Origin of the sequence: Kroppenstedtia sanguinis (assembly GCF_050433445.1) — a bacterium.
In the GTDB taxonomy this organism is placed as follows: Bacteria; Bacillota; Bacilli; order Thermoactinomycetales; family DSM-45169; genus Kroppenstedtia; species Kroppenstedtia sanguinis.
This window is the reverse complement of sequence record NZ_JBNPXF010000003.1, coordinates 32,680-56,333: the sequence shown is the minus strand read 5'-3', so window position 1 is coordinate 56,333 and position 23,654 is coordinate 32,680. Positions and strand designations below refer to the sequence as shown.

The window sequence follows — 23,654 nt, the reverse complement described above, 5'->3', positions numbered from 1 at the left end:
TCGTCACTGAACAGTCGGGGGGACACTACCCCCTGACAAAAGAGGCTGCGGCCACGCCTTTTCAGGCAGCCGAGTCTGGGGGTAGTGTCCCCCCGACTGCCAAGTAAGGCGGAGCCGGGTGACGGATCTGGAACCGTCAACGCAAGCATGGCGGAACGCCATACAATCCTGCTGAACAAGGATGGACAAGCTAATGATTTCATGCTAATTATAAAGCAAACAAATATTCGATGTCAAACACTTTTTTTAAAGATTTCAATTCCTCCGCAACAGTAAAAAGAGGCCGCTTCGACGGCCGTTCCTTTTGTTCCTCGCGGTGGATACAGATGTGACACCAGACTACGTCGCCGCTTTCTTTTCGTGACCAGTCACCCGGACGCCCGGGCGATAAAATGGATCATCATTTCAACACTTTCGATACGAACCCCGGGCGGGGGCAGCAGGTCAGCTACCTATTTTTCCTTCTGGAAAACACCCAATAGGGCTTTGACCATCCCGCCGAGGAACTTGGGAAGTTTGATGGTGTAAAATTTCATCCCGATCCCTCCTTCACCCTGTTGCTCGCAAGGCGACGTATCACCCTGTCACTTATATATATTCTATAAAGGGGCCAAGGTGCCTAGAACAGAAAACCGACCGCGCCCAATCAATCGCGACTTTCCACCACCAACAGTTTCCCGCTCCGGATGCGGATTTTCCCTCGGCTGGCCACCAACTCGTTGCTGATTCCCCGGGGATATGGACGGTACAAGGTCGCTTCACACAAAGGGTAGCGAAACCCTTCCAAGGAGACACCTTCCACCTGATCCGTCAGAGCGAGCAAAGAGACATAAGGGAATAATCCTCTCTTTAACCACAGTTCTTTTCCCGCTCCAGGATGAAGGCGAATCCGGTTACTGACGTTTTCAATGGTTCCGCGAATGCCCGCCGCCTCGATTTTCTCCAACAGAAACAGGTTGGCCAGGGCGTGGTCAAAACGGGCCCCACCCAGAGCGCCCAAAACCAAAATCTCCTGTGCCCCTTCCGCGATGGCGGTCTCCACCGCATATTGGGTATCGGTCATATCCTTCTCCGCCGGCAGGCGCTTCACAGGGATGCCCGCCTCCTTCAACAAACGGGGAGCCTGGGACCCCAGGGTGTCAAAGTCCCCCACGGCCAAGTGAATAGGGAGATTTACCCGTCGAAGTGCTTGGACACCGCCATCGACGCCCACCACTCGGTCCTCTGGCCGAATCGCTCCCAAATTCTCATCCGCCAATTCTCCCCCCGCCACCACCACCCAACGACTGTTCATCCCGTCTGCACCCGTCGGGAAGCTTGGGCGGCTTGCAGAGAGGGGAGCCCGATCGAAAGTTCCACGATAAACCTTTCCCCAACCCTCCCTGCCATCACTGCGATTTTCATCTGGATTCACCCCTACACCTCATTGGACTCCTCGATTCCCGGTAACGGACTGGGTTCCCCTGTGAAGAGCGGAGATCGCTTCTCCCCTATCTTTCTGGCCGAAGACCGCCGAACCAGCCACCAGCACCGATGCCCCAGCGGCTACGGTCTCTGCAGCAGTTTCCGGATTGATTCCGCCATCCACTTCCAGCTCCACACCGGAGAGCCCGGCCTCCTCCAACATTTGCCGTACTCGCTGGATCTTATCCAGTACCCCAGGGATAAAGGCTTGCCCCCCGAAACCAGGGTTAACGGTCATCAACAGCACCAGATCCAGATCCGGCAAGATCGGTTGCAACACCTCCACCGGGGTGGCTGGATTGAGTACCACTCCCGCCTTGACACCCTGTTCCTTGATCAAGTGGATAGTGCGGTGCAGATGGGGACAGGCTTCCTGATGAACGGAGATCCAGTCGGCCCCCGCTCGGGCAAAGGAAGGAATATACTGGTCCGGCTCTTCAATCATCAGATGAACATCCAGAGGTAAGCGCGTCCAGGGGCGAATCGCCTCTACAATCAAGGGGCCGATCGTTAGGTTCGGCACGAAATGGCCGTCCATCACATCGACGTGAATCCAATCTGCTCCAGCCCGTTCTACATCGGCAATCTCCTCTCCCAAACGTGAAAAATCGGCGGACAGGATGGACGGTGCGATTTTTACCATGGTTCAATACCTCCGTTGCTCGTTGATTTCCTCCAGGAACTGTAGATAGTTCCGATAACGGCGCTCGTCAATCTCCTTCTCTTCCACCGCTTCCTTCACCCGACAGCCGGGTTCATTCTTATGGAGACAACCCCGAAAGCGGCAGTCGGGAGCCCTTGCAGTCAAATCTGGGAAACAAGCTCCCAGCTCCGTCGCCTCGATCCCTCCGAAGGAGAGCTGACTGAAACCAGGGGTATCCGCCACCTGTCCTCCGCCAGGAAGGTCGAGTATCTCCACATGGCGAGTGGTGTGGCGGCCGCGGCCCCGTTTTTTGCTCACTTCCCCGGTTTGCAAATCCGCCGCGGGCAACACCGCATTCAGGAGGGAGGATTTCCCCGCCCCCGAGGGGCCGGCAAAGACAGACAATTGATCCCGCAAGGCCTCTTTTACCGCTTCGATCCCCTCTCCGGTGCGGACGCTGGTGGGGAGCACCCTATATCCTGCCGGTGTGTATATAGACTGGATTCGCTCCACCTCTGCCTCATCTTCCAGCAGATCCCGCTTGGTGAGCAGAATCAGCACCGCCAGCCCTTCTCGCTCTGCATGGACCAGAAATCGATCCAGCAGTTCCGGCTGAAACTCAGGTTGCCCCAGGGAACCCACCACCACCGCCTGCTCCACATTGGCGACTGGAGGCCGCAACAGCTCCGTCGACCGCGGGTGGATCCGAGTCACCACCCCTTCCATGGGATCCGTCTCCTCATAGGTCACCCAGTCTCCCACCAAGGGAGATTCTTTCTTCTTTTTAAAGACTCCCCGGGCTCGACACTGTACATCTCCTTCAGGAGACCGCACATAATAAAATCCGCTGACAGCTCGCACAATTCGCCCCTCCGCCATAGCTTCCCTCCTTTTTAGGTCCTGAACACAAAGGAAACGAGGCAGTCGCCTCGTTCTCATTATGATCTAAATATTGGGTTGTCATCAACCAGAGATGATTGCAATCTTTTGCAAGTGTACCCTTCATTCACGGATAGATTTCTTTGGGCTCGGGAGGTGGGTTGTTTTGGCCCGCTGTCTGGATCCACACATGCAACGTGCCCCCCTTGGGGCAATATTGCCCGGCTTTGGGCCGGGACGTGATTCCTTGTCCCCTTGTATACCCCGATCCTCCATGAAAGGTTAGTTTTGGAGTATAGCCGTGTTCTTGTGCCCACTGTCCCTCAATTCGAGTTTGCCAGACCCCGCTGACATCCGGCACCTTAAACATCTCCGGGTTCTTGTTCAGGACCACTTCCGTCTCCTTGGGAACGGCTTTTTCCCCTGCGTCAGGAGACTGTTTATAGATTTTCCCCGTGTCGTACTCCGCTCCGAAATGAGTAGTGTCCCCGGTTTCCACTTTCACTCGAAACCCCAACTTCTTCAATTTGGCCTCCGCCTCATCGGCACCCATCCCGATCACCTTTGCCACTTCCACAGGAGTAGTTTCCTTTTTCTGTTCTCCTTGAACTTCCTCATTACCTTTGCCCATCCAGCCCATCACCTGGTCAAAGGCGAAAATAGCCAAGGCTCCGATGACGATCAAGGTGAACAATCCAAAGAGAATCTTCTGCCACCAGGGCATGTTGGCTTGTGCGTTCTCCAGCCAGACGACCGTCCGTTCCAGCACCGTTTTGTTCTTGTCCGCCGGGACATTACGGAGCCGTTCCAGGTTGGCCATCGTTTGATCGCCCACCTGGGTGGGTGTCGTCTGTGAGTCACCTTTCCCTTTTTCGGAGGAGGCGGCTCCGGCGGCGGCGTAGGGCTTGGCTGCAGCAGGTTCATGGCGATCCGTTCGAAGCCGCTGCTCCTCCATCCGATCATAACGGAAAACCGCATCCAGCTCCTGTTTCATCTCCAGGGCTGTCTCAAACCGTTGGTCTGGCTCCTTCTCCATCGCCTTGCGGATGATCCGGTGAATTTCCGGGGGCACATCGGGATTCAACTCTGCAGGATCTTCCGCTGAATCCTGTAGATGTTTCATGGCAATACTGATGGCGGAGTCCCCATCAAAGGGAAGACGTCCGGTTACCATCTCATACAGGACCACACCCAGTGAATAAATGTCCGATTTATGACCGATCAACCCGCCCCGGGCTTGCTCCGGAGAGAAGTAATGAACCGACCCCATCACGGAGCCCGCCTGGGTGATCGTGGAAGAAGTCGACGCCCGAGCGATCCCGAAATCGGTCACTTTAGCTCGGCCGTTATACCCCAGCAGGATATTGTGGGGTTTGACATCCCGGTGGACAATTTGGTTTTCATGGGCATGGGCCAAGGCATCACAGATCTGAGATGCAATGGACACAATCTCTTCCGGTGTCAGAGGGCTGTACTGTTGAATGTATTCTTTCAAAGTGGGCCCTTCCACCAGCTCCATGACAATATAGTGAGTATAGTTTTCCTGACCCACGTCATACACATTGACCACATTGGGATGGGACAGACTAGCAGCGGCCTGCGCTTCCCGGCTGAAGCGTTTCACAAATTCCGCATCGTTGCTGAGGGACTCGTTGAGCACTTTGATAGCCACATGGCGATTCAAGAGCACATCCCGCGCTTTGTACACCACCGCCATACCCCCACCGCCAATCCGGCTGATCACTTCATAGCGGCCGCCTAATTTTCTGCCTTCCACTGTCATCTCACCTCGCTCTCCATCTCTATCTCAGTCACTTTTATTTATACGGTTATCGTTTTTTAACAGAATCACGGAGATATTATCCTTTCCTCCAGCTTCCAAGGCACTCTCCACCAGGCGGTTCGCCTGCTCGCGGAGAGGAAGGGAAGAGGTGAGAATGGTTCCGATCACATCGACGGGCACCATATCACACAGCCCGTCGGAGCAGATCAAGAGCGTATCCCCTTGGTACCAGGGAGTGACGATCAGGTCCGTCTCCACCTCTTCATTGGTTCCTACGGAACGCATGATCACATTTCGCTGGGGATGGACTTTGGCCTCCTCCTCTGTGATCCCGCCGTGCTTTTTCAGCACGTTGACCAGAGAGTGATCCTCTGTCAGTTGATAGAGGCCATCTTCATGCAGGAGATAGGCACGGCTGTCCCCCACATGGGCCAGAGTCACTTCCTTCTTTCTCGGAACGGCTGCGATCACCGTCGTTCCCATTCCCTTGTAACTTTTGTTTCGGCTGGCCATTTCATAGATTTCGCGATTGGCTGCCGTCACTGCCTTCAACATCCATTCCCGCCGCTCTTCAGTCCCCATTCCGGGAGTGAGACCGCCCAGCTCCCGCTGGATCACCTGAACTGCCGTGCGGCTGGCCACCTCACCGGCCTGGTGCCCGCCCATGCCGTCAGCGAGAACGGCCACGGGAACCCCGTGGTCGGACTGAAAAAGGCCCACACTGTCTTCATTGTGCTCCCGCACCCGTCCTTCGTGGGTAAGCCATGCCTTTTCCATACCGGTGACTCCTTTCCCTGTTCAATTCCAATTCACACGATGCGACTAGGTCAGACCGTCTGTTGTTCCAACCCTAGATGTTGGGCCCGCAGTTGCCCGCAGGCCGCTTCGATGTCGCTGCCATGCTCCCGGCGTATAGTCGTGTTCAGGTCGTAGGATTGAAGAATATCCCGAAACTTGAAAATCCGGTTCCTGGGGGTCCGAGTGTAGTTCCGCTCGGGAACATAGTTCACTGGGATCAGATTGATCAGCGAACCACTCCCTTCCAGGAGTTTCCCCAGTTCATGAGCCTGTTCCGGAGCATCATTCTTCCCACCGATCAGAGCGTATTCGTAAGTGAGCCGACGTCCGGTTTTCTTTACATAGTAGCGGCAGGCTGCCAACAACTCTTCCAAGGGATAGCGATAACTGACCGGCATCAGCTTCTTTCTCAGCGCCTGATTCGGTGCATGGAGAGAGATCGCCAACCCCACTTGCAAACCTTCCTCGGCGAAGCGGTAAATCGAAGGCACGATTCCACTAGTGGAAACCGTGATCCGACGTTGACCGAGGTTCAAACCCTTTTCATCCTGAATCACCCGCATAAATTGCACGGAGGCATCGTAGTTCTCAAAAGGTTCACCAATGCCCATCATCACAACAGAATGAACACGCTCCCCCCATCGATCCAGGTAACGTTGGGCTTCAACCACTTGGGCCACCACTTCTCCAGCCTTTAAATCCCTTTTCAGCCCACCCAAAGTGGAGGCACAAAATGTACATCCGACTCGGCATCCCACCTGGGTGGTAACACAGACACTGTTGCCATAGTTATGCCGCATGATCACCGTTTCGATCGCATGGCCGTCAACCAGTTGAAACAAAAACTTGATCGTCCCGTCGGCAGACTCCTGAGCCGTGAGCGTTTCCAAAGGTTTCAATAGGAAATCCCGCTCCAACCGCTCTCGCAACCCACGGGAGAGATTGGTCATGTCGGCAAAGGAAGGAACCCGCTTCACATACAGCCAATCCATCACTTGGTCGGTCCGGAAGGCAGGTTCTCCCACCCCTTTCATCCATTTTTTCCAATCCGCATAGGACCAGTCATAGGCGTTTAGTTGCATTGGATAGAACTCCTGTTATAAAGTCAAATCATTCCTCAAAACTTTCCTCATTATATCAATACCAAGCCGGAAAGAAAAGAGATTGCGTTGTAAATCCCCCTTTTTGGGGTGGAGTAACCATTTTGGCTGATTTTGGCCCTTCACCCCCGATTATACCTGTTTATCCAACGGAAAAAAACTTTTGTCTTGTAAACCTTCTTTAAAAAAAGAAGGATGCCGCTCCGGACATCCCTTCTCCTCATAACCGGGGGTCCTCCTCATAAGCCAAGGGCAAACCCGTCATCTCCTGCGCCAGTGGATCCAGCGCCGTCAAATCCTCTCGGTTGACCTCCTTCAACGCTTTTTTTCCCAGGGCGATCGTGGCCAACTTCATCTCCTCCACAGAAGATTTAAACAGATTGGCCACACTTTCTGCTGCCTGGTCCACATCCAGTCGGTCAGTAAATTTGCCATCATACCAGATCAGTCCCGAGGGTGGCTCCCAAGGCAACACCTGGGTGATTTGCGTATGCACCGCTCCCATCACCACCGGAAGATCCAGTGCCACTGCATCAGCACCCAAAGCCAGCGCTTTCAGATAATCTCCAGGGGTGGAGAGCCCTCCAGAGACGATGAGGCTCACCCGATGTCGGGCAAAATGTTTCTCCAGGTAACGAACTGCCCGGACCAATCCACGAATCGTCGGCAAGCCGAAATCATCCTGCAGGATTGGAGCCGACTCCCGGACCCCGCTGCCCATCCCGTCGATGGTGATAAAATCCACTCCAGCATCCAGGGCCTGGGCCAAATCGTCTTCGATCCGGGAGGGAATTAGTTTGATTCCCACTGGAACTCCCTTGCCCACCTCCCGCAACCGGGTCACCAGCTCCGACCAATCTTCGGACTGACTGACTCCAGGCACCCGGGAATGGATTTTCAAAGCCTCCCCCGGTTGAAGTCCAAACAATTGTCGCATGTTTCCCGGTAGCTTCGGGATGGTAAAGGGAGTCCCCGATGTGGCCCCGCTTCCAGCCACAATCTCGATCATATCGCCCTGTTCCAACGTTTTCGGTGGTTGCGTCCAGTCCCCCCGTCCGTATTGAACTACCACCTTGTCCGCCTCTTTCCCCTCGGCTTCCGTCAGGGGTTCCTCCCCGGTATGGGTTGCCGTACCCACCGCCCGGGTTCCTTTGGCAAGCGCTTTCTTCATTGGCTTGCTCAAAGTCGGTCCCGGTCCCAGTCCACCCACTAACAATGGAATCTCCAGCTTCAAAGGGTGCGGAGCACGGGGACCGATCACCGTCCGGGTGTCGATTTTCACATGTTCTTTGGTGGGCATCACCGCCAGCTGCGCTGGCAAAAACATCACCCGATCCCATCCTTTTTCGGGATAGGGCGTTCCCAGCGAACGCTGAATCGCTTGATCCGTTTCCGATCGAAGCGCCATTTCCACGATATTTTGCGTGTGATATCGTCTCCCAGAGGAGAAGATCTCCATCAAATTCCTGGAATAGGTCTCCGTCAGGATCAAGCGAAGAACCGACCCAAAAATCCATTTGATGACGTTCCGGGCCAAAAGAACTGTCAGAATCGCCATGAGGATCACAGCTGGCAATGTTACCGCAAACCCCTGCCAAAAATGATTCAACTGGGCACCTCCTCTCGATCCCTTTCCCGGTATATTATGGCCCCCAGTCGATTGAATCATGACTTACCCATTCTATCTTTGGGAACCTTAAGGACATCACTCGAAAAAAGAGGTGTCAGCCATGGGGTGGATCCCATCCTTCAGCGGGGCTCTTGCTGCCCTCCTTCTCTTTATTGCAGGGATAGCCATCTGCGCCCGGCCACTGATCAAAAGGCTTTTTAGAAAGGCAGTAGCCGTGATTGAAACCGATCCTTTTCCCAATAATCTGTGGGAAATGGTCATCCTTACCCGTCATATCTCTCCCCAGACCCTGATCGAAAACAGTATGCGGGCTCAAGAGGGAGTCATGGTGAAACGTCCCCTGGGAAGTCCGAAAAAGATGCCCGATTTTCAAAAATTAACCTTTCTTCCCTGTCAGTTAGATCGATTACCCACCTCGGAAGGTCAGGCCATTGAGACCCGCACCGTGATCGGCCCTTGTGCCAAAAAACCCTTGGAATTGGAAATCCCGCTGATGGTCAGCGGCATGGCCTTCGGAATCGGCGTCAGCGAACAGCTAAAATTGGCATTAGCCAAAGGTGCCACCCAGGCGGGAACCGCCACCAATGGAGGAGAAGGCCCCTTCCTGCCGGAAGAACGAAAATACGCCGACAAACTGATCCTCCAATACAGCCGAGCGAAATGGGCCAAAGATCCCGAAATTCTGAAGCAGGCGGATATGATCGAAGTTCACATCGGACAGGGGGCCTCTGCTGGAACCCCCAGTCAAGTGCCCGCCTCTCATCTCAAGGGACGAGCGATGGAATTGATGGGACTGCAGCCGGATGACACAGCGGAAATCCTTAGCCGCATGCCGGGCATCCATCGTAAACAGGATTGGAAAAAACTCATCGACCGCTTGCGTCGATGTACAGGTGGGGTCCCCATCGGTATGAAATTGATCCCCGGGCGCGTCGAACAAGACCTGGAGATCGCTGTGGCCGCCGGCGTCGATTTTATCACTCTGGACGGAGCCCAGGCAGGAACCAAAGGAACTCCCCCCATTTTGCAGGATGAATTCGGTTTGCCTGCGATTATGGGGTTGGCCCGGGCTGCCGATTACCTCGAAAAAAAAGGGAAAAAGGATCAGATCAGCCTTATCATCTCCGGAGGGCTCAAAACTCCAGGAGATTACCTGAAAGCTTTGGCCATGGGAGCCGATGCAGTAGCTCTCGGATCGGCGGTCGTCTTCGCGGCCAGTCATGACCAAGGGAGTCAAAAAGCCCTTCCCTGGGAACCTCCCACTCAGTTTGTCTTGTACGATGGAGACCTGAAAGAAAAGTTGGATGTAGAGGAAGGAGCCAAATCTGTGGCTCTCTATCTCCGATCCTCCGTGGCGGAAATGAAATTGGCAGCAATCGCTCTGGGAAAGAACCGGTTGCAGGATGTAAATCGATCCGATCTCGCCGCCCGGGATCCGGTCTCCGCAGCCATGGCCCGGGTTCCCATGATCTAGTGCTCCTTAAGACAACTTTGATCTTGTTTTTCAGCAAGGCGGAGGCAGGATGGTGGGGCGGCCCCGATCTCTTGCAAAGAGCGCAAAGGCGAATCAAATCCCCACCATCCTTACCTTTCTGTGATTTTCCACACAATGTTCTCTGAGGGGGCACTAGAATAAAAAAGCGAAGGGCCTAGTCTAGGCCTTCGCTTTTTTGTATGCTTTTTACTTGAATTCCAATCCAGTGCGGCGGATTTGCACCTCATAGGTGGCCCGGATCGGAACGTTGGGAAAATCACGATTCCAATCCAATTTTTTCCACAGATCTGGATGGTGGGCCCGAATCATGTTTCCAAAATGAAAAGCATCCACCTTGAGTTCTTTCTGCATTTTTCGGATGGTTTTCCGGGTCGTCAGTTCGTATCTGTCGGCTACCCACCGATTCATTTTTTTGTAAATGCCCGGTTGACTCAAATCATATTTGGCACAGGTTTTTTCAATGATGTCCCCTTTCATTTTGATGTGAACATGGATCTCGGGGAGGCGTCCTTCCCGCTGTTTCACCTGGATCTTCCGACTCATTTCCTTGGCCCGGAACACGACTTTTAGATCACTTTTTTTTCCTCCGCAGGGAACGTTGACGGTCTCTCCCTTCTCTTTGTTCCGCAGACGCAACATCGGCTCGCTCTCTTCACGGGACAGGCGCCCCGCCATTTTCCCCTTATTAAAAACAGCCAACCCCTTCCATTCGATCAGCTGCGGACTGATTTCTATAAAATTCATCACTGGATGTTTGGCCGGACTGGACAAGTTGATCAGTGTCTTTCCAAAATCTTCGTCATTATACTTGCCTATCCGAACACCATTTTCCACCAACGTAACGATATATTCCATGGGGATCTGTTCCAGTTTGGGGTTGGCTTTCATGGCGTCTTTGGCCTTTCCCTTCACCACCAAAGGCCACTGGTGACGCCGGACTTCCGGGTGTCGCTTCAAACCGTCCACCACTCTGCCAATCCCCTCCTTGGCCACCTCCTCGCCAATTATAAGCAATCGGGTTTGTCCGTAAAACAGCCGTTGGTTCGTCTGATTTTGAATATCATCCAGTGTATCAGAGACAGTTTTTCCCGTACCCTTGAAGACATGAACCGCATTCTGACCGCTCTCGCCTCCGCCTCCGCCTCCGGAACCGACGATTTTAAGAGGGATGGGCACCTGAACTGAAATCTCATAGCCTGCGGGATGTTTATCAAAACCAAGGGCAATAACCGAGGTGCGCTCCTCAATCTCCCGAGCGTCCCAACATCCGCCCAACAGGCTGACCGACAACAGACAGAAAAGAAGGTTACGCAGAGGAGGATACATCAGATTTACTCCCCTTTCTTCCCCGGAACCAGGCGATTCCCAACAGAATCAGCGCCACTGAGAAGGAGGTAATAAATCCATACAACCCTCCCCGATCCGCCCACTTGAACAACTGCTGCAGATCGGAAGGCCAGAGGGCCAAACCATAGAGGATGGGAGCCGTCCCCCAGGCCAGCCATTTGTGGTGGCGCTCCTTCAGATTGAACAGGGTGACACCCAGGTCCACAAAGGCACCAAACACGGTCATCATCGTGGTGAACACCGCCACCACCCAAATCGACAGGATGAGAGATTCCAATCGGGACAAGAGCTGCCCCGGCACCTCCGCCTGCTTGACCAGGTCCATGGTGGGCCACATCAGCGTGGTCAGCTCATGAGGTCCAAATACCCCGATCGCTGTGGCCATCGTCACCCAATATCCGATAATCACGGTGAACACCGCCAGCAGATGGGGCTTCAGCGCCTGTTTCGGCTGCTGATAGTAACCCATGAAGATATATAAGACGCTGGCCCCGGCAAAAGGGAAGGAGGAGGTTAACACACTGTGGAGCAACTGCTTCCCATCCAGTTCAAACAGCGGCAGAAAATTTTCCAACTCCATCCCCTGAACCAGGGTTAGGAGGATGATGAGGCTTGGTAAAAAAAGAATCGGCAAACAAAATTCACAGAAACGGGCGATGACCTGTGGCCGTTGCGCTACTACAATAGTGGCGGAGATAATCAAGCTTCCAATGATCACATCCATCGGGGTCCTCGGCAAGATCGCACTGATCAGCACCTCGCCAAAGGTGCGGGCTACGATCGCCGTCGCCACCAGCCAAAAAATGCTTAAAGCCCCCAGGAAGGGAAGGCTCAACCAGGTTCCTAAGCGGGGATTTTTGTCCGTTCCCAACAGATCACGGGTGAGTTGAACAATATTTTTACCGGGAAAACGCTTCATCAACAGGGTGATCAGCCCCGCCTCCGCCAGTGGGGTCAATCCGCCGATCAATATCGTCCACACTCCGTTGGGTCCCGCCTCTTGAACAATGCCCCGTTGGAACTGGAGAACCCCCACCCCGATCAGCGTGGACATGACCAGTGCGTATCCTTGGTAGAGGGAAATCGATTGATTCAGTTGCTGTTGGTTTCGGTTCATGGCGAATTTCCTCCCTCTTCCCGTTGGTGATCCTCCGGACGAAAAAATGTGGGACGTCTGTCCATCCACCGCCAGGGAACCCGAATCAGGGTGTCTTTCAAGTCCTTCCAGCGCAAAGGCGCAATGGGAGCCATATAGGGGACGCCGAAGGAGCGAAGCTTCACCAGATGGGCCAACATTAGTAACAGCCCGACCACCACTCCGTACAAACCGAAAAGGGCACCCAGGATCATTAGGGGAAAGCGCAGCAATCGCAACGAGATCGCCGCATTGTAACTGGGGTTGGCATAGGAGCTGATGGTGGTCAACCCGACCACGATCACCATCAGTGGCGACACAACCCCCGCTGTCACCGCGGCGTCCCCGATCACCAGCGCGCCGACGATCCCGATGGTGGGACCGATGGGGCCGGGAAGGCGGATACTGGCTTCCCGCAATATCTCCACGCTCAACTCCATCGTCATCGCCTCCACAATCGAGGGAAAAGGAACCGTGGATCTCCCCGCCGCCAGCGCGATAGCCAAGCGGGGCGGGATCATCTCCGGATGGAAGGAGACGAAAGAGATATAGAGTGTGGGCAATAACAGAGCGATCAAAAAAGCAGCCGCCCGCAACAGACGAAGAAAGGTGGCGATCATAAAACGATCAAAATAATCCTCCGGGCTGATGTAGAACTGGGTGAACACCGCCGGTGCGATCAGAGCGTGGGGAGTGCCGTCGGTCAGGATGCACACTTTCCCCTCCAGGAGATGGCCCACCACGGAGTCGGGACGCTCCGTGTTTTGAATCTGGGGAAAGGGCGACCATGTGAAATCCTCGATCATCTCTTCGATATACCCGCTCTCCAGCACCGAGTCGATATCGATCTCCAACAGTCGCCGCTCCACTTCCCTGACCACCGCATCATCGGCGATTCCTTCGATATACAACAAGGCGACGCCGGTTTTGGTCCGCTTTCCGATCTTGTAATCTTTCAACCGAAGATCCGGATCCCGGAGACGCCGGCGAATCATGGCGGTATTGACACGCAGGGTTTCGGTCATGCCTTCCCGGGATCCCCGGACCACGGATTCCGCCCGGGGCTCTTCCACCCCCCGTTGCGGCCATCCTTTGACACCGATCACCAGCCCTTCGCTGTAACCGTCCACAAACAGGATGGCATCCCCGGACAGCAGGGAGCCGACCATCTCCTTGAGCTGGGAGACTTTTTTGACTTCCTCCGACTGAACCAGACTCTCATAGGCAATCTTCCACAGATCTTCCTTGGTCCGGATCTCTTCCCCTTTGATCATCAACGGGCGGAGAACCGATTGATCTATCGTTTTTTTATCCACCAGCCCATCGATGCACATCACCACCGCCCGTCGATCCGGGGTGTATTGGATGGTGAACCATCGCGTGATCAGATCGGTACTGTCCCCTAGGAGATTCTTGATAAATTCCGCGTTTTTCTTCACATCAGGGAAAATAGGAGCCTCATCTAATTTCTGATTCAGCTTCTCTTGGGACCGCTCCTCCAGTTGTTGTTGTTTTTTCAGGCTTTTCCGGCGTTGCCAACCTTTTCGCATGTGCATCACCACAACCGTTAAACTCCCCCGACATCCGAAAATTATACCTTTTATTCCATAGAAATCCATATGCCCAAACAAAAAAGACCCGACGGGGTCACCCCGGGTCTCGGTTGGCATCACTCTTTCGTTTTTCGGGACAGTTCCAGATGCAACAGAGGGGACAATACATTGGCAAAGGCGAGCAGAAACATTTTCTCATCTTCCGTGTAGGAACGCTCTTCATCCCCGGTCACACTGAGGACGCCCAGAACTTTATCCCCGATCGAGATCGGGACACAGATCAAAGAGTGGTAGGTGTTTTGCGCCTTGGGATGAATCTTAAAGCGGCTGCCCGGCGTATGGATTTCCCCGGAAAAGAAGGGCTCCCCGGTCTGGAAGGTGTAACCGGCGGCGGAATCGGCGATGGATAGCCGCAATTTTCGCATCCCGTCTGGACTGTGAGCCGCCGCTTCATGCACTTTCAAGGTGCCGTCCCCCGCATCGGTGAAAATGCAGACCTTGGGATTGTTCCCCTTATTCACCGACATCGCGGCCATAAGGGAGGACAATAAATAGTTGTATACATACTTTCGGTGCTCCCCGAAATCCTGGTTCGGCTGGGACAGGATCAGAGAGATTTCCCTCGCTAGGGTGCTGATCGATTGGATGACATAGGTTTTCTGTTTGCTATCTTCATCGAGGGAGCGAACCTTTTTCTCCAATTCCATCAATCGGGAGTTGGATTGCAGGTTCAAGCCAAAAACAGAAACCGAGTCTCCGTTTTTGGCTCTCCATAGAATGATCCCTCCCAGAAGAGTAGCAAACCCGAGCAAAGTATAGGCCAACCAAGGCTTGTCAATGATAATTTTCAAAACAAAGTCCATATCCATGGAAGGAATCACCGCTTTGTATATATTCCGGTTGACCCGTTCCACGCTTCTCCCTTTTTATCCCGTATCTTTTCCTGTTTTAGAAGTGTTGTGATTTACTGCCTTTGAAGGCGGTCGGGCTTGGGTTTCACATTTCGTGCCAAAGTTCTTACGAGCCAAAGTCACTCCATGTGAAACCCCACCCTCCCTCTCTTGTTCTCACAACGTGTCTCACATTCCTTCGGAAACTTGAATTACCAGACACGCCCAAGTCTCACTAGGTTTCGCTACGCTCCCGGTCGTACCGGGACGGCACACTCCCTGCCACCACCCGTCTTCCGGTTCATCGGCAACCCTGATCTCTTTTATTTCTCCTTGATCATCCGTGCGATAAAAAATCCGTCACTCCCAAAATGATGGGGCAGGATCTGCACCCATCCGTCCCCGATCAGCGCTTTTTCCCGCACGGGGGCGGGCAGCATGTCCACCAAGGTGGAGTCCCCTTGGAAATGGGGATGTTTCCTGAGAAAAGCGGTCACCTGTTCCCAGTTCTCTTGCGGTTCCAGGGTACAAGTACTGTAAACTAAGGTTCCACCAGGAGCCACCAACTGGGCCGCAGCTTCCAGCAACTGGGCCTGGAGCTGACGGAGGCTGTCCACCTCCTGCAGGTTCTTGGACCATTTGATATCCGGTTTCCGGCGAATCACTCCCCAACCGGAACAGGGAGCATCCAGTAACACCCGATCAAACTGAACTTCCTCTATCTCCGGTAACTCCCGCAAATCCGCCTGTCGTACTTCTACTATGGACAAACCCAATCGGTGCACCTGGTTTTTGATCAATTTCACCTTGTGAGGGTGGACATCGCAAGCCAGCAGAGTGCCTCGGTTTTCCATTCGTTCAGCCAGATGTCCTGTCTTCCCACCTGGGGCGGCACACCCATCGAGCACCCGCTCCCCAGGTTGGGGTGCGAGGAGCTCGCCCACCAGCATCGAGCTTTCATCCTGGACGGTAAACCACCCCTCCCGAAACAGACGGCCAGAGGCAGGATTGCCTCCTGTCAGAGTCAGCCCCTGTTTCGAGAGTGGGGAAACTTCGATTTGTAATCGGGGGTCCTCTTCCTGTAATAGGCGGGCCACCTTCTCACGATCTCCCTGCAGGGGGTTTACTCGGACAGACAGCCTCGGCGGGCAATTATTGGCTTTCAGCACGCTTTCGGCGGTCTTCAGTCCGTAGACCTCCACCAATCGGCGCACCAACCACTCCGGATGAGAAGTAACCCAAGCCAGATCGGTCACGTTTTCCGGTGAATCAGGCAACTCCCATTCCCCTTGGCGTCGCAGATAGGAACGCAACACCCCATTCACCAAGCCCGGAATTCCCCGATGGCCCCGTGCTTTAGCAATCTCCACGGTCTCATGGACAGCAGCTCGGGGCGGAACCCTGTCTAAAAACCGGAGTTGATAGATACCCAGCCGGAGCAGGTGACGCACCCAGGGGTCCAGGGAGTCCACCCCTTTTCTCACCAACTGATTTAATATCCCATCCAAAGTATTTTTCCGCTGTAACGTCCCATACACCAGTTCCGTGGCTAGCCCCCGGTCCCGTGGAGAAAGCGTGCTTCGATTCAACCGCTCATTCAAAAGCAGATTACTGTAGGCTCCCTTCTCCTCCACGGCGATCAGGACATCTAAGGCCACGTCTCTAGCAGCATCTGATCTCTTCATCACCCTAAAATTTCCCCCGGCTCCATCTGACGACCTCGGGAAAATTCCGCTGCCGTCATGCGGCGTTTGCCCGCTGGCTGAAGTTCCAGAATGCGAAGCGCTCCGCCCTCTCCCGTAGCAACCAACACACCCTCTTGCGTCTGGGACAACACCGTTCCTGGAGCTGCAGTTTCCCTTACGGAAGCCGGCTCCGCTCGCCAGATCTTCAGCGGTTCTCCCTTCCAGAGAGTGAAAGCTACGGGCCAGGGTCGCAAGCCCCGGATCTGATTCACCAGTTGCAAAGCACTGCGACTCCAATCGATTCGCTCATCCTCACGCCGAATATTAGGGGCATACGTGGCCTGACTGTCATCCTGGGATACCGGTTTCACTTTTCCCTCCACCAAGGCCGGAACCGTTTCTGCCAACAGCTCTGCCCCCACCTGAGCCAGTTTGTCATGGAGGGTGCCCACGTCATCCTCTGCTTGGATGGGGATAGAACGCCGGGTCAACATGTCACCAGCATCAAGGGCTTCCACCATATACATGATCGTCACCCCGGTTTCCTTCTCCCCCTGAATCAGAGCGTGATGGATCGGTGCTCCCCCCCGGTACTTGGGCAACAGGGAGGCGTGCACATTGATACAACCGTAACCAGGAGCCTCCAGGATCTCCCGAGGCAGAATCTGACCATAGGCCGCCGTTACGATCAAGTCCGGCTCCCACGCTAACAATTGGCGAACATTTTCCGGATTCCGCAAGCGCTCCGGTTGAAACACCGGCAGGCCCAGTTCGCTCGCCGCCACCTTCACCGGGGGCGGAGTAAGCTCTCGTTTTCTCCCTTGGGGGCGGTCCGGTTGGGTAACGACCCCTACCACCCGGGCCCCCTCTGCAACCAAGGTTTGCAAAGAGGGGACGGAAAAATCCGGTGTACCCATAAACACAATCCGTATGTCACTCGTCATGAATCAATCTTCCTCCTGTTTCGGCTCAAACACCCGATCTGCAATATCAGTGAAAAGGATCCCGTTCAAGTGGTCTACCTCATGTTGTAAAATCCGCGCCAGATACCCTTCAGCTTCCAGTTCAAAAAACTGTCCTTGCCGGTCCTGGGCTTTCAGTCTCACCTTTTCCGCCCGCCGCACCTCTCCCAACAGGCCTGGGATACTGAGGCAACCTTCCGGGGGATCCAGTTGTTCTCCTTCTTTGTCAAAAATCTCAGGATTGACCGCCTCAATCAAACCGTTACCATCATCGGCGACGATCACCCGTTTGGAAATGCCCACCTGAGGAGCAGCCAAACCCACACCGGGAGCATCAACCATCGTATCCGCCATATCATCCAACAATTTGTGCAGACGTTCGTTAAATTTCGTGACCCTTCTGGCTTTCTCCTTCAATATGGGATCCGGCACCAACACAATTTTACGAATGGCCATAGGCTCCAACCTCCTTGATTCTTACCGGTACCCGTCCAAGGGAAGGCTGACCCCTTCCCGATCGATACCGATGCGCAACTCCGGGTCTTTCCACCCGGCCTTCAATTGACGCATGGCTTCGACGAGATCGGTTGGTTCATCTGTATGATCTTCATATTTGATCATGATTTGGATCCGGTACCGATCCTTGATCCGAGGGATCGGAGCCGGCACCGGTCCCAATACCTCCCCTCCCTCCGGCAACCGAGACATGAGGAATTGTGCCGACCGGTGAGCCACCGTCATCAATGCCCCTCGATCCCGATGACTGAACAGCAGAGTGAACAGGCGACAAAAGGGAGGATAACGGTGTCGCTTTCGGTTCAGACACTCTTGTCGGTAGAAAGTCTCCCCTTCATGTCCCGCCGCCAACTGAATGCTGTAATGTTCTGGGGAGTAGGTCTGAACCACTACCCGGCCCGGCTTTTCGTGCCGGCCGGCCCGGCCCCCCACCTGGGTCAACAACTGAAAAGTGCGTTCCGCTGCCCGAAAATCCGGAAGGTGAAGCATCGTGTCGGCAGCGATCACCCCGACCAGTGTCACTTGAGGGAAGTCCAAACCTTTGGCAATCATCTGTGTACCGAGCAGTACATCGGCTTCCCCCGCACCAAAAGCGGACAGCAGGCGTTCGTGGGATCCTTTCCGGCTGGTGGTGTCTACATCCATTCGAATCACCCGAAGCCCTGGCATCCACCGGGCCAACTCTTCTTCCACCCGCTGGGTACCGGTTCCAAAATAGCGGATGTGGGAACTGTTGCAGGAAGGACACTCCTGTGGAACTCCGCTGGTATATCCGCAATAGTGGCAACGCAGAGTTTGATTGGTCCGATGATAAGTGAGGGAAATGTCGCAATGGGGGCATTGCACCGTCTCCCCGCACTCCCGGCACAGTACGAAAGTGGAAAAACCCCGCCGGTTGAGAAACAAAACCGCCTGCTCCCCTCGATCCACGCAAGTCTCCAGGGATTCTCGCAGCGGGCGGCTGAAGATCGAGCGGTTGCCTTCCTTCAATTCCTCTCGCATATCTACCACTTCTACCTGGGGAAAGGAACGGCCGTGAACCCGCTCCTTCAGAGTGACCCACTCAAACCGTCCGGTTCGCGCTCCAAAATAGCTTTCCACAGAAGGAGTGGCCGTGCCCATCACCAGTACGGCCCCGTGCTCCTGACAACGCCACCGGGCCACTTCCCGAGCATGGTAACGGGGCTGTTCTTCCTGTTTGTAAGAGCTCTCATGCTCCTCGTCGAGCACCACCAGCCCTAGACGTGGGAAAGGGGCGAAGATCGCTGAACGAGCCCCGATCGCCACCTTCACATCCCCGGAGCGGATCTTCCGCCATTCATCAAAGCGCTCCCCCTTGGAGAGTCCGCTGTGTAGGACGGCCACTTCATCGCCGAACCGCCCCTTGAAGCGTCTCACCATCTGGGGAGTGAGGGAGATTTCAGGCACCAGGACGATCGCCTGCCGTCCGCTGTTCAAAGTTTCCCTGATCGCCTGCAGATAGATCTCCGTTTTACCGCTTCCAGTCACCCCTTGAAGGAGAAGCGTACGATGCTCTTCGGCCTGAAGAGGACGAAGGATGGCTCGAAAAGCCTGATCTTGCTCCGGTGTCAGGGGAAGGGGTTGAGTCCGTTCAAAGGAACGATCCCCGAAGGGATTGCGGAGTTCCTCCTTCTCCTCCCGCCGCAACAGTCCCTTTTCCACCAATCGGTCCACCGCGGATCGGGGAGCCTTCAGATCAGCGAGTAGCACCTGCATGGGAGTCTCTTCGGGATGAGCCGCAAAATGATGCAATAGCTCCCGTTGCCGTACGGCTTGCGGGGGAAGTGACTCCGCTTGCTTACGCAACATGTCAGCAGGTTGGGCCGGCATCACCCAAGTTCTCTTCTTGCGGGTAATCCGATCTCCCACCCGCTCCTCCACTTCCAGCCACCCATCATTCACCAATCGGCGAATCAACAAGGGAGTCACCCCTTCCATGCCGATGGCTTCCTCCAGGGGTAGCTCTTCTCGCTCCCGCAACCGGCGGATCAGGTGAGCTTCTGCCTCTGGGAGCAACGCCTCCCCTGAAAAAGTGGAGCCCAGGCGCAGGAACCGCTGGTAATTTCCTTTCAGCACGGCGGGAACCATCGCCTGCAGGACGGTGATCAACGGACACAGATACACCTGGGCCATCCACCGGGCCAACTGGACCAATTCCGGGGTGAGAGGCGGAGTCAGATCCATCACCTCCAAAATCGACCGGAGACGATGAGTTTGCGCACCTTCGGGAAAATCAATCACATAGCCGATCCGTTTACGAGGTCCGAAGGGGACCTTGACCCGGCTACCGACCACGACTTCCGTCTCCAACTCAGAGGGAATGAGATAATCGAAGGGCTTGTCCGTACCGTCAGCCGCTACATCCACCATCACCGCTGCAATCTGTCGGTCATCCATGATGCAATCGTTCCCCGATCAGAGCCACCAACCGGTCCGCCACTTCCCTTTTGCTCATCTGCGGAAGGCTGACCACCTCTCCATCGGCATCAAACACCGTAACCCTATTGGTATCCCCGTCAAAGCCGGCACCCGGCAGCGAAACATCATTGGCCACCACCAGGTCCAAGTTCTTTCGGTGCAATTTGTCCATCGCATGTTGGGCCACCTGTTCTGTCTCCGCCGCAAATCCGACGAGAAAGCGACCTTCTTTCCGCTGGCCTGCCTCTGCCAAAATATCCCGGGTCCGCTTCAGTTCCAACTGCATCCGCTCTCCTGATTTTTTCATTTTCTGCGAAGCTACAGTCTCCGAGGTATAATCGGCCACCGCCGCCGCCTTGATGATCACATCACAGGCGGTCATCTCCTCCATCACTGCCCGCCACATCTCTTCGGCAGTCGTCACCTGGACCCGTCTCACTCCAGAAGGCGAGGACAATTCCGTCGGGCCGCTGACCAGCACCGTTTCCGCTCCCGCCCGGACACAGGCCTCAGCGATGGCATATCCCATCTTTCCTGAGGAACGGTTGGATAGATAACGGACAGGGTCCAGAGGCTCCCGGGTAGGCCCCGCTGTAACCAAGACCCGCTTGCCCTGAAGAAGGGATGTCGGCTCCCTCAGCATCTCTGCGATCACTTCCAAAATCCGCTCCGGTTCTTCCATCCGCCCTTGACCCACATAACCGCAAGCCAATGGACCGGAAGCTGGCTCCACGAAGTGATGGCCCAATTGCTTCAATTTACGAATATTTTCCTGAACCACCGGGTTTTGATACATATGGACATTCATCGCCGGGGCGATCAGAATGGGAGCCTGGGTGGCGAGCAGGGTGGTGCTGAGCATATCGTCCCCCAATCCATGGGCCATTTTGGCTAGGATGTTGGCGGTGGCAGGGACAATCACAAACAGATCCGCGTGGTCAGCCAGGTCGATGTGAGAAACCACCGAGGGATCCTGCTCTTCAAAAGTATCTACCGCCACCGGATTGCGGGACAAAGTCTGAAAAGTAAGCGGTGTGACAAACTTGGAGGCGGAGCGAGTCAGGATCACCCGCACATCTGCCCCCCGCTGAGCCAATTGACTCACCAGTCCGGCCGCCTTGAAAACGGCGATTCCGCCGGTCACACCCACCACGATACGTTTTCCTATCAAAGTTCTCCCTCCTCTCCGACAAAAAATAACAACCCGAACAGGTTGTTATTTTTTCTTCCCGTCGGCTTCCGACGATGATACCAAGTAATCTTCCGCAATCTCCTCCAAGGCTACACCCACATTCTTATGAGAGCGGGGCTCCAGTTTGGGGCTGGCACCCTCCAGGAGTTGACGGGCTCTTTTCGCCGCCAAGATGACCAGTGTGTATTTGCTGTCCGCTTTGGACATCAATTTATCAATGGACGGATAGAGCATATCAGATTCCCTCCAACCAATCAGGTTGTTCTTTGAAGATCCGGTCCCGCCGATGGTGTTCGGCCACCAGAATGGAACGGATGTGGTGACAGGCACGGGCCACTTCATCGTTGACCACTACATAATCATAGGAATGAATTTGGTTCAGTTCCTCCTGCGCCGCTTGCATCCGATCTACCATCACCTGTTCCGACTCCGTTCCGCGGCCTTTGATGCGGGCACGGAGTTCATCCATGGATGGCGGAAGCAGAAAAATAAAGACCGCTTCCGGAAAACATTCCTTTACTTGCTTGGCACCCTGCACCTCGATCTCCAGCAACACATCCTTTCCTTCATCGAGGCGCTCCTCCACAAACTTACGTGGGGTCCCATAGTAATTGTCTACATATCGTGCCCATTCCAGCATTTCACCCTGGTGGATCATCCGTCTGAATTCGTCGTGGGATTTAAAAAAATAACTGATTCCCTCCACTTCCCCCTCCCGGGGGGGACGGGTGGTGGCGGACACCGAGTATACCAGTTCCGGTGCCTGCTGTCTCAAGGCGGAACAAATAGTTCCTTTCCCGGCCCCCGACGGACCGGACAAGACGATCAACAATCCCTTGCCGTTGATTTGAATACCCATAACTCTCCCTTTCTAATCTTCCAGATCCTCTGCTGCATCCTTGCTGGCCAGCCGATGGGCCACCGTCTCTGGCTGGACGGCGGACAGTATCACATGGTCGCTGTCCGTGACGATGACAGCCCGGGTGCGGCGGCCGTATGTGGCGTCAATCAATGCCCCGCGATCCCGGGCCTCCTGGATAATCCGCTTGATCGGAGCCGAATCCGGACTGACGATCGAAATAATCCGGTTAGCGGACACAATATTTCCGAAACCAATATTTATCAGTTTGATACTCAACGTGGAGTACCCTCCTCGATCCAAAAAGATCTTGTTCTCCATCCGCAATCATTATAACCCGTTCACTCGATATTTTGCACTTGTTCTCTCATTTTTTCCAGTTCGCTCTTGGAATCGACCACTTTTTCTGCAATTTGCGCATCATTTGCCTTGGAACCGATGGTATTGATCTCGCGGTTCATCTCTTGCAGGAGGAACTCCAAACGTCTTCCGACGGGCTTTTCTTGTCGGAGAGTCTCCCTGAATTGTCCAATATGGCTGGAAAGACGGGTCACCTCCTCTTGGATGTCCGCTTTGTCTGCAAAGAGAGCTACTTCCGTCAGCAGACGGTCGGGGTCCGGATCGACCCCGCCCAACAGCTCCCGGATCCGTTCCTCCAGTCTTTCGCGGTAATCTAAGACCACTTGGGGGGCCCGACACCTAATTTCTTCCACCCTTTGTGCCAACACTTCGGTACGGTGCAGCAAATCTTCCGCCAATACCCTTCCTTCCCGCTTTCTCATCTCACCCAGGGATTGACATGCTTGTTCCACCGCCGTCAGCAAAGGAGATTGCCATGCTTCAGGATCTGGCTTCTGTTCTTCCGCCTTCAGCACTTCCGGATGATGGAGGAGGTCTGTGAGGGTGAGTTCTCCAGAGATCTCTAACCGCTCTCTTAATTCCTGGGAGGCATGCAGGAGCGAGTCTGTTGCTTCCCAATCTACGATCAGCTTCCTGGAGGCGGCCCTGGCCCCCTCCAGGGTGACGGTTACATCCACCCGTCCCCGTCGAACCCACCGACGCACCTGCTTCTTCACTTCTTCCTCCAAGGCTCCCCATCCAGATGGTAATTTCACCGTCAGCTCCAAAAATCGGTGGTTGACGGAACGAGCCTCCACCGTGAATCGAATCCCTGCGGCATCCGATTCCCCTCGACCATATCCGGTCATGCTGCGAATTTTGGTTTCACTCATCATGAACCCATTCTAATGGATTTGGGAAAAGGGCTCAAGTGAACCGATACCC

The 23,654-nt window shown here is 54.6% G+C and carries 22 protein-coding genes; 1 reads left to right on the top strand and 21 read right to left on the bottom strand.

Annotation, left to right across the window (positions count from 1 at the left end):
• Positions 1-452: 452 nt before the first annotated feature.
• The 8 genes from spoVM to JOD24_RS02815 all read right to left on the bottom strand — a co-directional run bounded on the left by spoVM (position 453) and on the right by JOD24_RS02815 (position 8,276).
• Positions 453-536: a stage V sporulation protein SpoVM gene (gene spoVM, locus JOD24_RS02850; RefSeq protein ID WP_040387229.1), complete on the bottom strand. Its 84-nt coding sequence runs from the start codon at positions 534-536 to the stop codon at positions 453-455.
• Between the two features lie 110 nt (positions 537-646).
• The gene (locus tag JOD24_RS02845) at positions 647-1,294 is read right to left on the bottom strand and encodes a thiamine diphosphokinase (RefSeq protein ID WP_380163886.1); all 648 of its coding nucleotides are present in this window, start codon (positions 1,292-1,294) and stop codon (positions 647-649) included.
• 129 nt (positions 1,295-1,423) lie between these two features.
• Entirely contained in the window at positions 1,424-2,107 is a 684-nt protein-coding gene (gene rpe, locus JOD24_RS02840) for a ribulose-phosphate 3-epimerase (protein WP_380163888.1), read from the bottom strand.
• Between the two features lie 3 nt (positions 2,108-2,110).
• Complete coding sequence (rsgA, locus tag JOD24_RS02835) at positions 2,111-2,986, bottom strand: ribosome small subunit-dependent GTPase A (RefSeq protein ID WP_380163890.1); 876 nt, start codon at positions 2,984-2,986, stop codon at positions 2,111-2,113.
• Positions 2,987-3,113: 127 nt separating this feature from the next.
• A complete protein-coding gene (gene pknB, locus JOD24_RS02830; RefSeq protein WP_429246341.1) occupies positions 3,114-4,763 on the bottom strand; it encodes a Stk1 family PASTA domain-containing Ser/Thr kinase in 1,650 nt (549 codons plus the stop codon).
• Positions 4,764-4,793: 30 nt separating this feature from the next.
• Positions 4,794-5,546, bottom strand: a complete 753-nt coding sequence (locus tag JOD24_RS02825) for a Stp1/IreP family PP2C-type Ser/Thr phosphatase (RefSeq protein WP_380163894.1) — start codon at positions 5,544-5,546, stop codon at positions 4,794-4,796.
• A gap of 50 nt (positions 5,547-5,596) precedes the next feature.
• Positions 5,597-6,649, bottom strand: a complete 1,053-nt coding sequence (gene rlmN / locus JOD24_RS02820; RefSeq protein ID WP_429246293.1) for a dual-specificity RNA methyltransferase RlmN — start codon at positions 6,647-6,649, stop codon at positions 5,597-5,599.
• A 238-nt stretch (positions 6,650-6,887) separates the two neighbouring features.
• The gene (locus JOD24_RS02815) at positions 6,888-8,276 is read right to left on the bottom strand and encodes an FMN-binding glutamate synthase family protein (protein ID WP_429246292.1); all 1,389 of its coding nucleotides are present in this window, start codon (positions 8,274-8,276) and stop codon (positions 6,888-6,890) included.
• A 121-nt stretch (positions 8,277-8,397) separates the two neighbouring features.
• Here JOD24_RS02815 and JOD24_RS02810 point away from each other — a divergent pair, with 121 nt between their 5' ends.
• Positions 8,398-9,771 (top strand): FMN-binding glutamate synthase family protein, encoded by a 1,374-nt coding sequence (locus JOD24_RS02810; RefSeq protein WP_380163900.1) that lies wholly within the window; start codon positions 8,398-8,400, stop codon positions 9,769-9,771.
• A 207-nt stretch (positions 9,772-9,978) separates the two neighbouring features.
• Here the strand turns inward: JOD24_RS02810 and JOD24_RS02805 are convergent, their stop codons facing one another.
• From JOD24_RS02805 to JOD24_RS02745, 13 genes are all read right to left on the bottom strand, one after another.
• Complete coding sequence (locus tag JOD24_RS02805) at positions 9,979-11,118, bottom strand: Ger(x)C family spore germination protein (protein WP_429246291.1); 1,140 nt, start codon at positions 11,116-11,118, stop codon at positions 9,979-9,981.
• Positions 11,099-12,256: a GerAB/ArcD/ProY family transporter gene (locus JOD24_RS02800; protein WP_429246290.1), complete on the bottom strand. Its 1,158-nt coding sequence runs from the start codon at positions 12,254-12,256 to the stop codon at positions 11,099-11,101. Before JOD24_RS02800 ends, JOD24_RS02805 begins: the two co-directional genes overlap by 20 nt.
• Positions 12,253-13,830 (bottom strand): spore germination protein, encoded by a 1,578-nt coding sequence (locus JOD24_RS02795; protein WP_429246340.1) that lies wholly within the window; start codon positions 13,828-13,830, stop codon positions 12,253-12,255. The genes JOD24_RS02800 and JOD24_RS02795 overlap by 4 nt, the downstream gene beginning before the upstream one ends.
• A 113-nt stretch (positions 13,831-13,943) precedes the next feature.
• The gene (locus JOD24_RS02790) at positions 13,944-14,741 is read right to left on the bottom strand and encodes a GAF domain-containing protein (RefSeq protein WP_429246289.1); all 798 of its coding nucleotides are present in this window, start codon (positions 14,739-14,741) and stop codon (positions 13,944-13,946) included.
• A 299-nt stretch (positions 14,742-15,040) separates the two neighbouring features.
• Entirely contained in the window at positions 15,041-16,402 is a 1,362-nt protein-coding gene (gene rsmB, locus JOD24_RS02785; protein WP_429246339.1) for a 16S rRNA (cytosine(967)-C(5))-methyltransferase RsmB, read from the bottom strand.
• The gene (gene fmt, locus JOD24_RS02780; protein ID WP_429246288.1) at positions 16,402-17,346 is read right to left on the bottom strand and encodes a methionyl-tRNA formyltransferase; all 945 of its coding nucleotides are present in this window, start codon (positions 17,344-17,346) and stop codon (positions 16,402-16,404) included. The genes rsmB and fmt overlap by 1 nt, the downstream gene beginning before the upstream one ends.
• A 3-nt stretch (positions 17,347-17,349) precedes the next feature.
• Positions 17,350-17,820 carry a peptide deformylase gene (gene def, locus JOD24_RS02775; protein ID WP_429246287.1) on the bottom strand — a complete coding sequence of 157 codons (471 nt, stop codon included), beginning with the start codon at positions 17,818-17,820 and terminating at the stop codon, positions 17,350-17,352.
• A gap of 21 nt (positions 17,821-17,841) precedes the next feature.
• Positions 17,842-20,298 (bottom strand): primosomal protein N', encoded by a 2,457-nt coding sequence (gene priA / locus JOD24_RS02770; protein ID WP_429246286.1) that lies wholly within the window; start codon positions 20,296-20,298, stop codon positions 17,842-17,844.
• The gene (gene coaBC, locus JOD24_RS02765) at positions 20,291-21,490 is read right to left on the bottom strand and encodes a bifunctional phosphopantothenoylcysteine decarboxylase/phosphopantothenate--cysteine ligase CoaBC (protein WP_429246285.1); all 1,200 of its coding nucleotides are present in this window, start codon (positions 21,488-21,490) and stop codon (positions 20,291-20,293) included. Before coaBC ends, priA begins: the two co-directional genes overlap by 8 nt.
• Positions 21,491-21,535: 45 nt before the next feature.
• Positions 21,536-21,745 (bottom strand): DNA-directed RNA polymerase subunit omega, encoded by a 210-nt coding sequence (gene rpoZ, locus JOD24_RS02760; RefSeq protein WP_380163918.1) that lies wholly within the window; start codon positions 21,743-21,745, stop codon positions 21,536-21,538.
• Position 21,746: 1 nt separating this feature from the next.
• Positions 21,747-22,370: a guanylate kinase gene (gmk, locus tag JOD24_RS02755; protein ID WP_429246284.1), complete on the bottom strand. Its 624-nt coding sequence runs from the start codon at positions 22,368-22,370 to the stop codon at positions 21,747-21,749.
• Between the two features lie 12 nt (positions 22,371-22,382).
• Positions 22,383-22,649, bottom strand: a complete 267-nt coding sequence (remA, locus tag JOD24_RS02750) for an extracellular matrix/biofilm regulator RemA (RefSeq protein WP_380163922.1) — start codon at positions 22,647-22,649, stop codon at positions 22,383-22,385.
• 62 nt (positions 22,650-22,711) lie between these two features.
• Complete coding sequence (locus tag JOD24_RS02745) at positions 22,712-23,602, bottom strand: YicC/YloC family endoribonuclease (RefSeq protein ID WP_429246283.1); 891 nt, start codon at positions 23,600-23,602, stop codon at positions 22,712-22,714.
• Positions 23,603-23,654: the final 52 nt, after the last annotated feature.

What these genes read in the sequence shown, in the direction of transcription:
- JOD24_RS02845 (WP_380163886.1), bottom strand. Translation starts at nt 1,294, where the DNA reads ATGAACAGTCGTTGGGTGGTGGTGGCGGGGGGAGAATTGGCGGATGAG.
- JOD24_RS02745 (WP_429246283.1), bottom strand. Translation starts at nt 23,602, where the DNA reads ATGAGTGAAACCAAAATTCGCAGCATGACCGGATATGGTCGAGGGGAA.
- rpoZ (WP_380163918.1), bottom strand. Translation starts at nt 21,745, where the DNA reads ATGCTCTATCCGTCCATTGATAAATTGATGTCCAAAGCGGACAGCAAA.
- rsgA (WP_380163890.1), bottom strand. Translation starts at nt 2,986, where the DNA reads ATGGCGGAGGGGCGAATTGTGCGAGCTGTCAGCGGATTTTATTATGTG.
- JOD24_RS02800 (WP_429246290.1), bottom strand. Translation starts at nt 12,256, where the DNA reads ATGAACCGAAACCAACAGCAACTGAATCAATCGATTTCCCTCTACCAA.
- rpe (WP_380163888.1), bottom strand. Translation starts at nt 2,107, where the DNA reads ATGGTAAAAATCGCACCGTCCATCCTGTCCGCCGATTTTTCACGTTTG.
- def (WP_429246287.1), bottom strand. Translation starts at nt 17,820, where the DNA reads ATGGCCATTCGTAAAATTGTGTTGGTGCCGGATCCCATATTGAAGGAG.
- JOD24_RS02795 (WP_429246340.1), bottom strand. Translation starts at nt 13,830, where the DNA reads ATGCACATGCGAAAAGGTTGGCAACGCCGGAAAAGCCTGAAAAAACAA.
- JOD24_RS02805 (WP_429246291.1), bottom strand. Translation starts at nt 11,118, where the DNA reads ATGTATCCTCCTCTGCGTAACCTTCTTTTCTGTCTGTTGTCGGTCAGC.
- JOD24_RS02810 (WP_380163900.1), top strand. Translation starts at nt 8,398, where the DNA reads ATGGGGTGGATCCCATCCTTCAGCGGGGCTCTTGCTGCCCTCCTTCTC.
- rsmB (WP_429246339.1), bottom strand. Translation starts at nt 16,402, where the DNA reads ATGAAGAGATCAGATGCTGCTAGAGACGTGGCCTTAGATGTCCTGATC.
- fmt (WP_429246288.1), bottom strand. Translation starts at nt 17,346, where the DNA reads ATGACGAGTGACATACGGATTGTGTTTATGGGTACACCGGATTTTTCC.
- rlmN (WP_429246293.1), bottom strand. Translation starts at nt 6,649, where the DNA reads ATGCAACTAAACGCCTATGACTGGTCCTATGCGGATTGGAAAAAATGG.
- JOD24_RS02825 (WP_380163894.1), bottom strand. Translation starts at nt 5,546, where the DNA reads ATGGAAAAGGCATGGCTTACCCACGAAGGACGGGTGCGGGAGCACAAT.
- spoVM (WP_040387229.1), bottom strand. Translation starts at nt 536, where the DNA reads ATGAAATTTTACACCATCAAACTTCCCAAGTTCCTCGGCGGGATGGTC.
- gmk (WP_429246284.1), bottom strand. Translation starts at nt 22,370, where the DNA reads ATGGGTATTCAAATCAACGGCAAGGGATTGTTGATCGTCTTGTCCGGT.
- priA (WP_429246286.1), bottom strand. Translation starts at nt 20,298, where the DNA reads ATGGATGACCGACAGATTGCAGCGGTGATGGTGGATGTAGCGGCTGAC.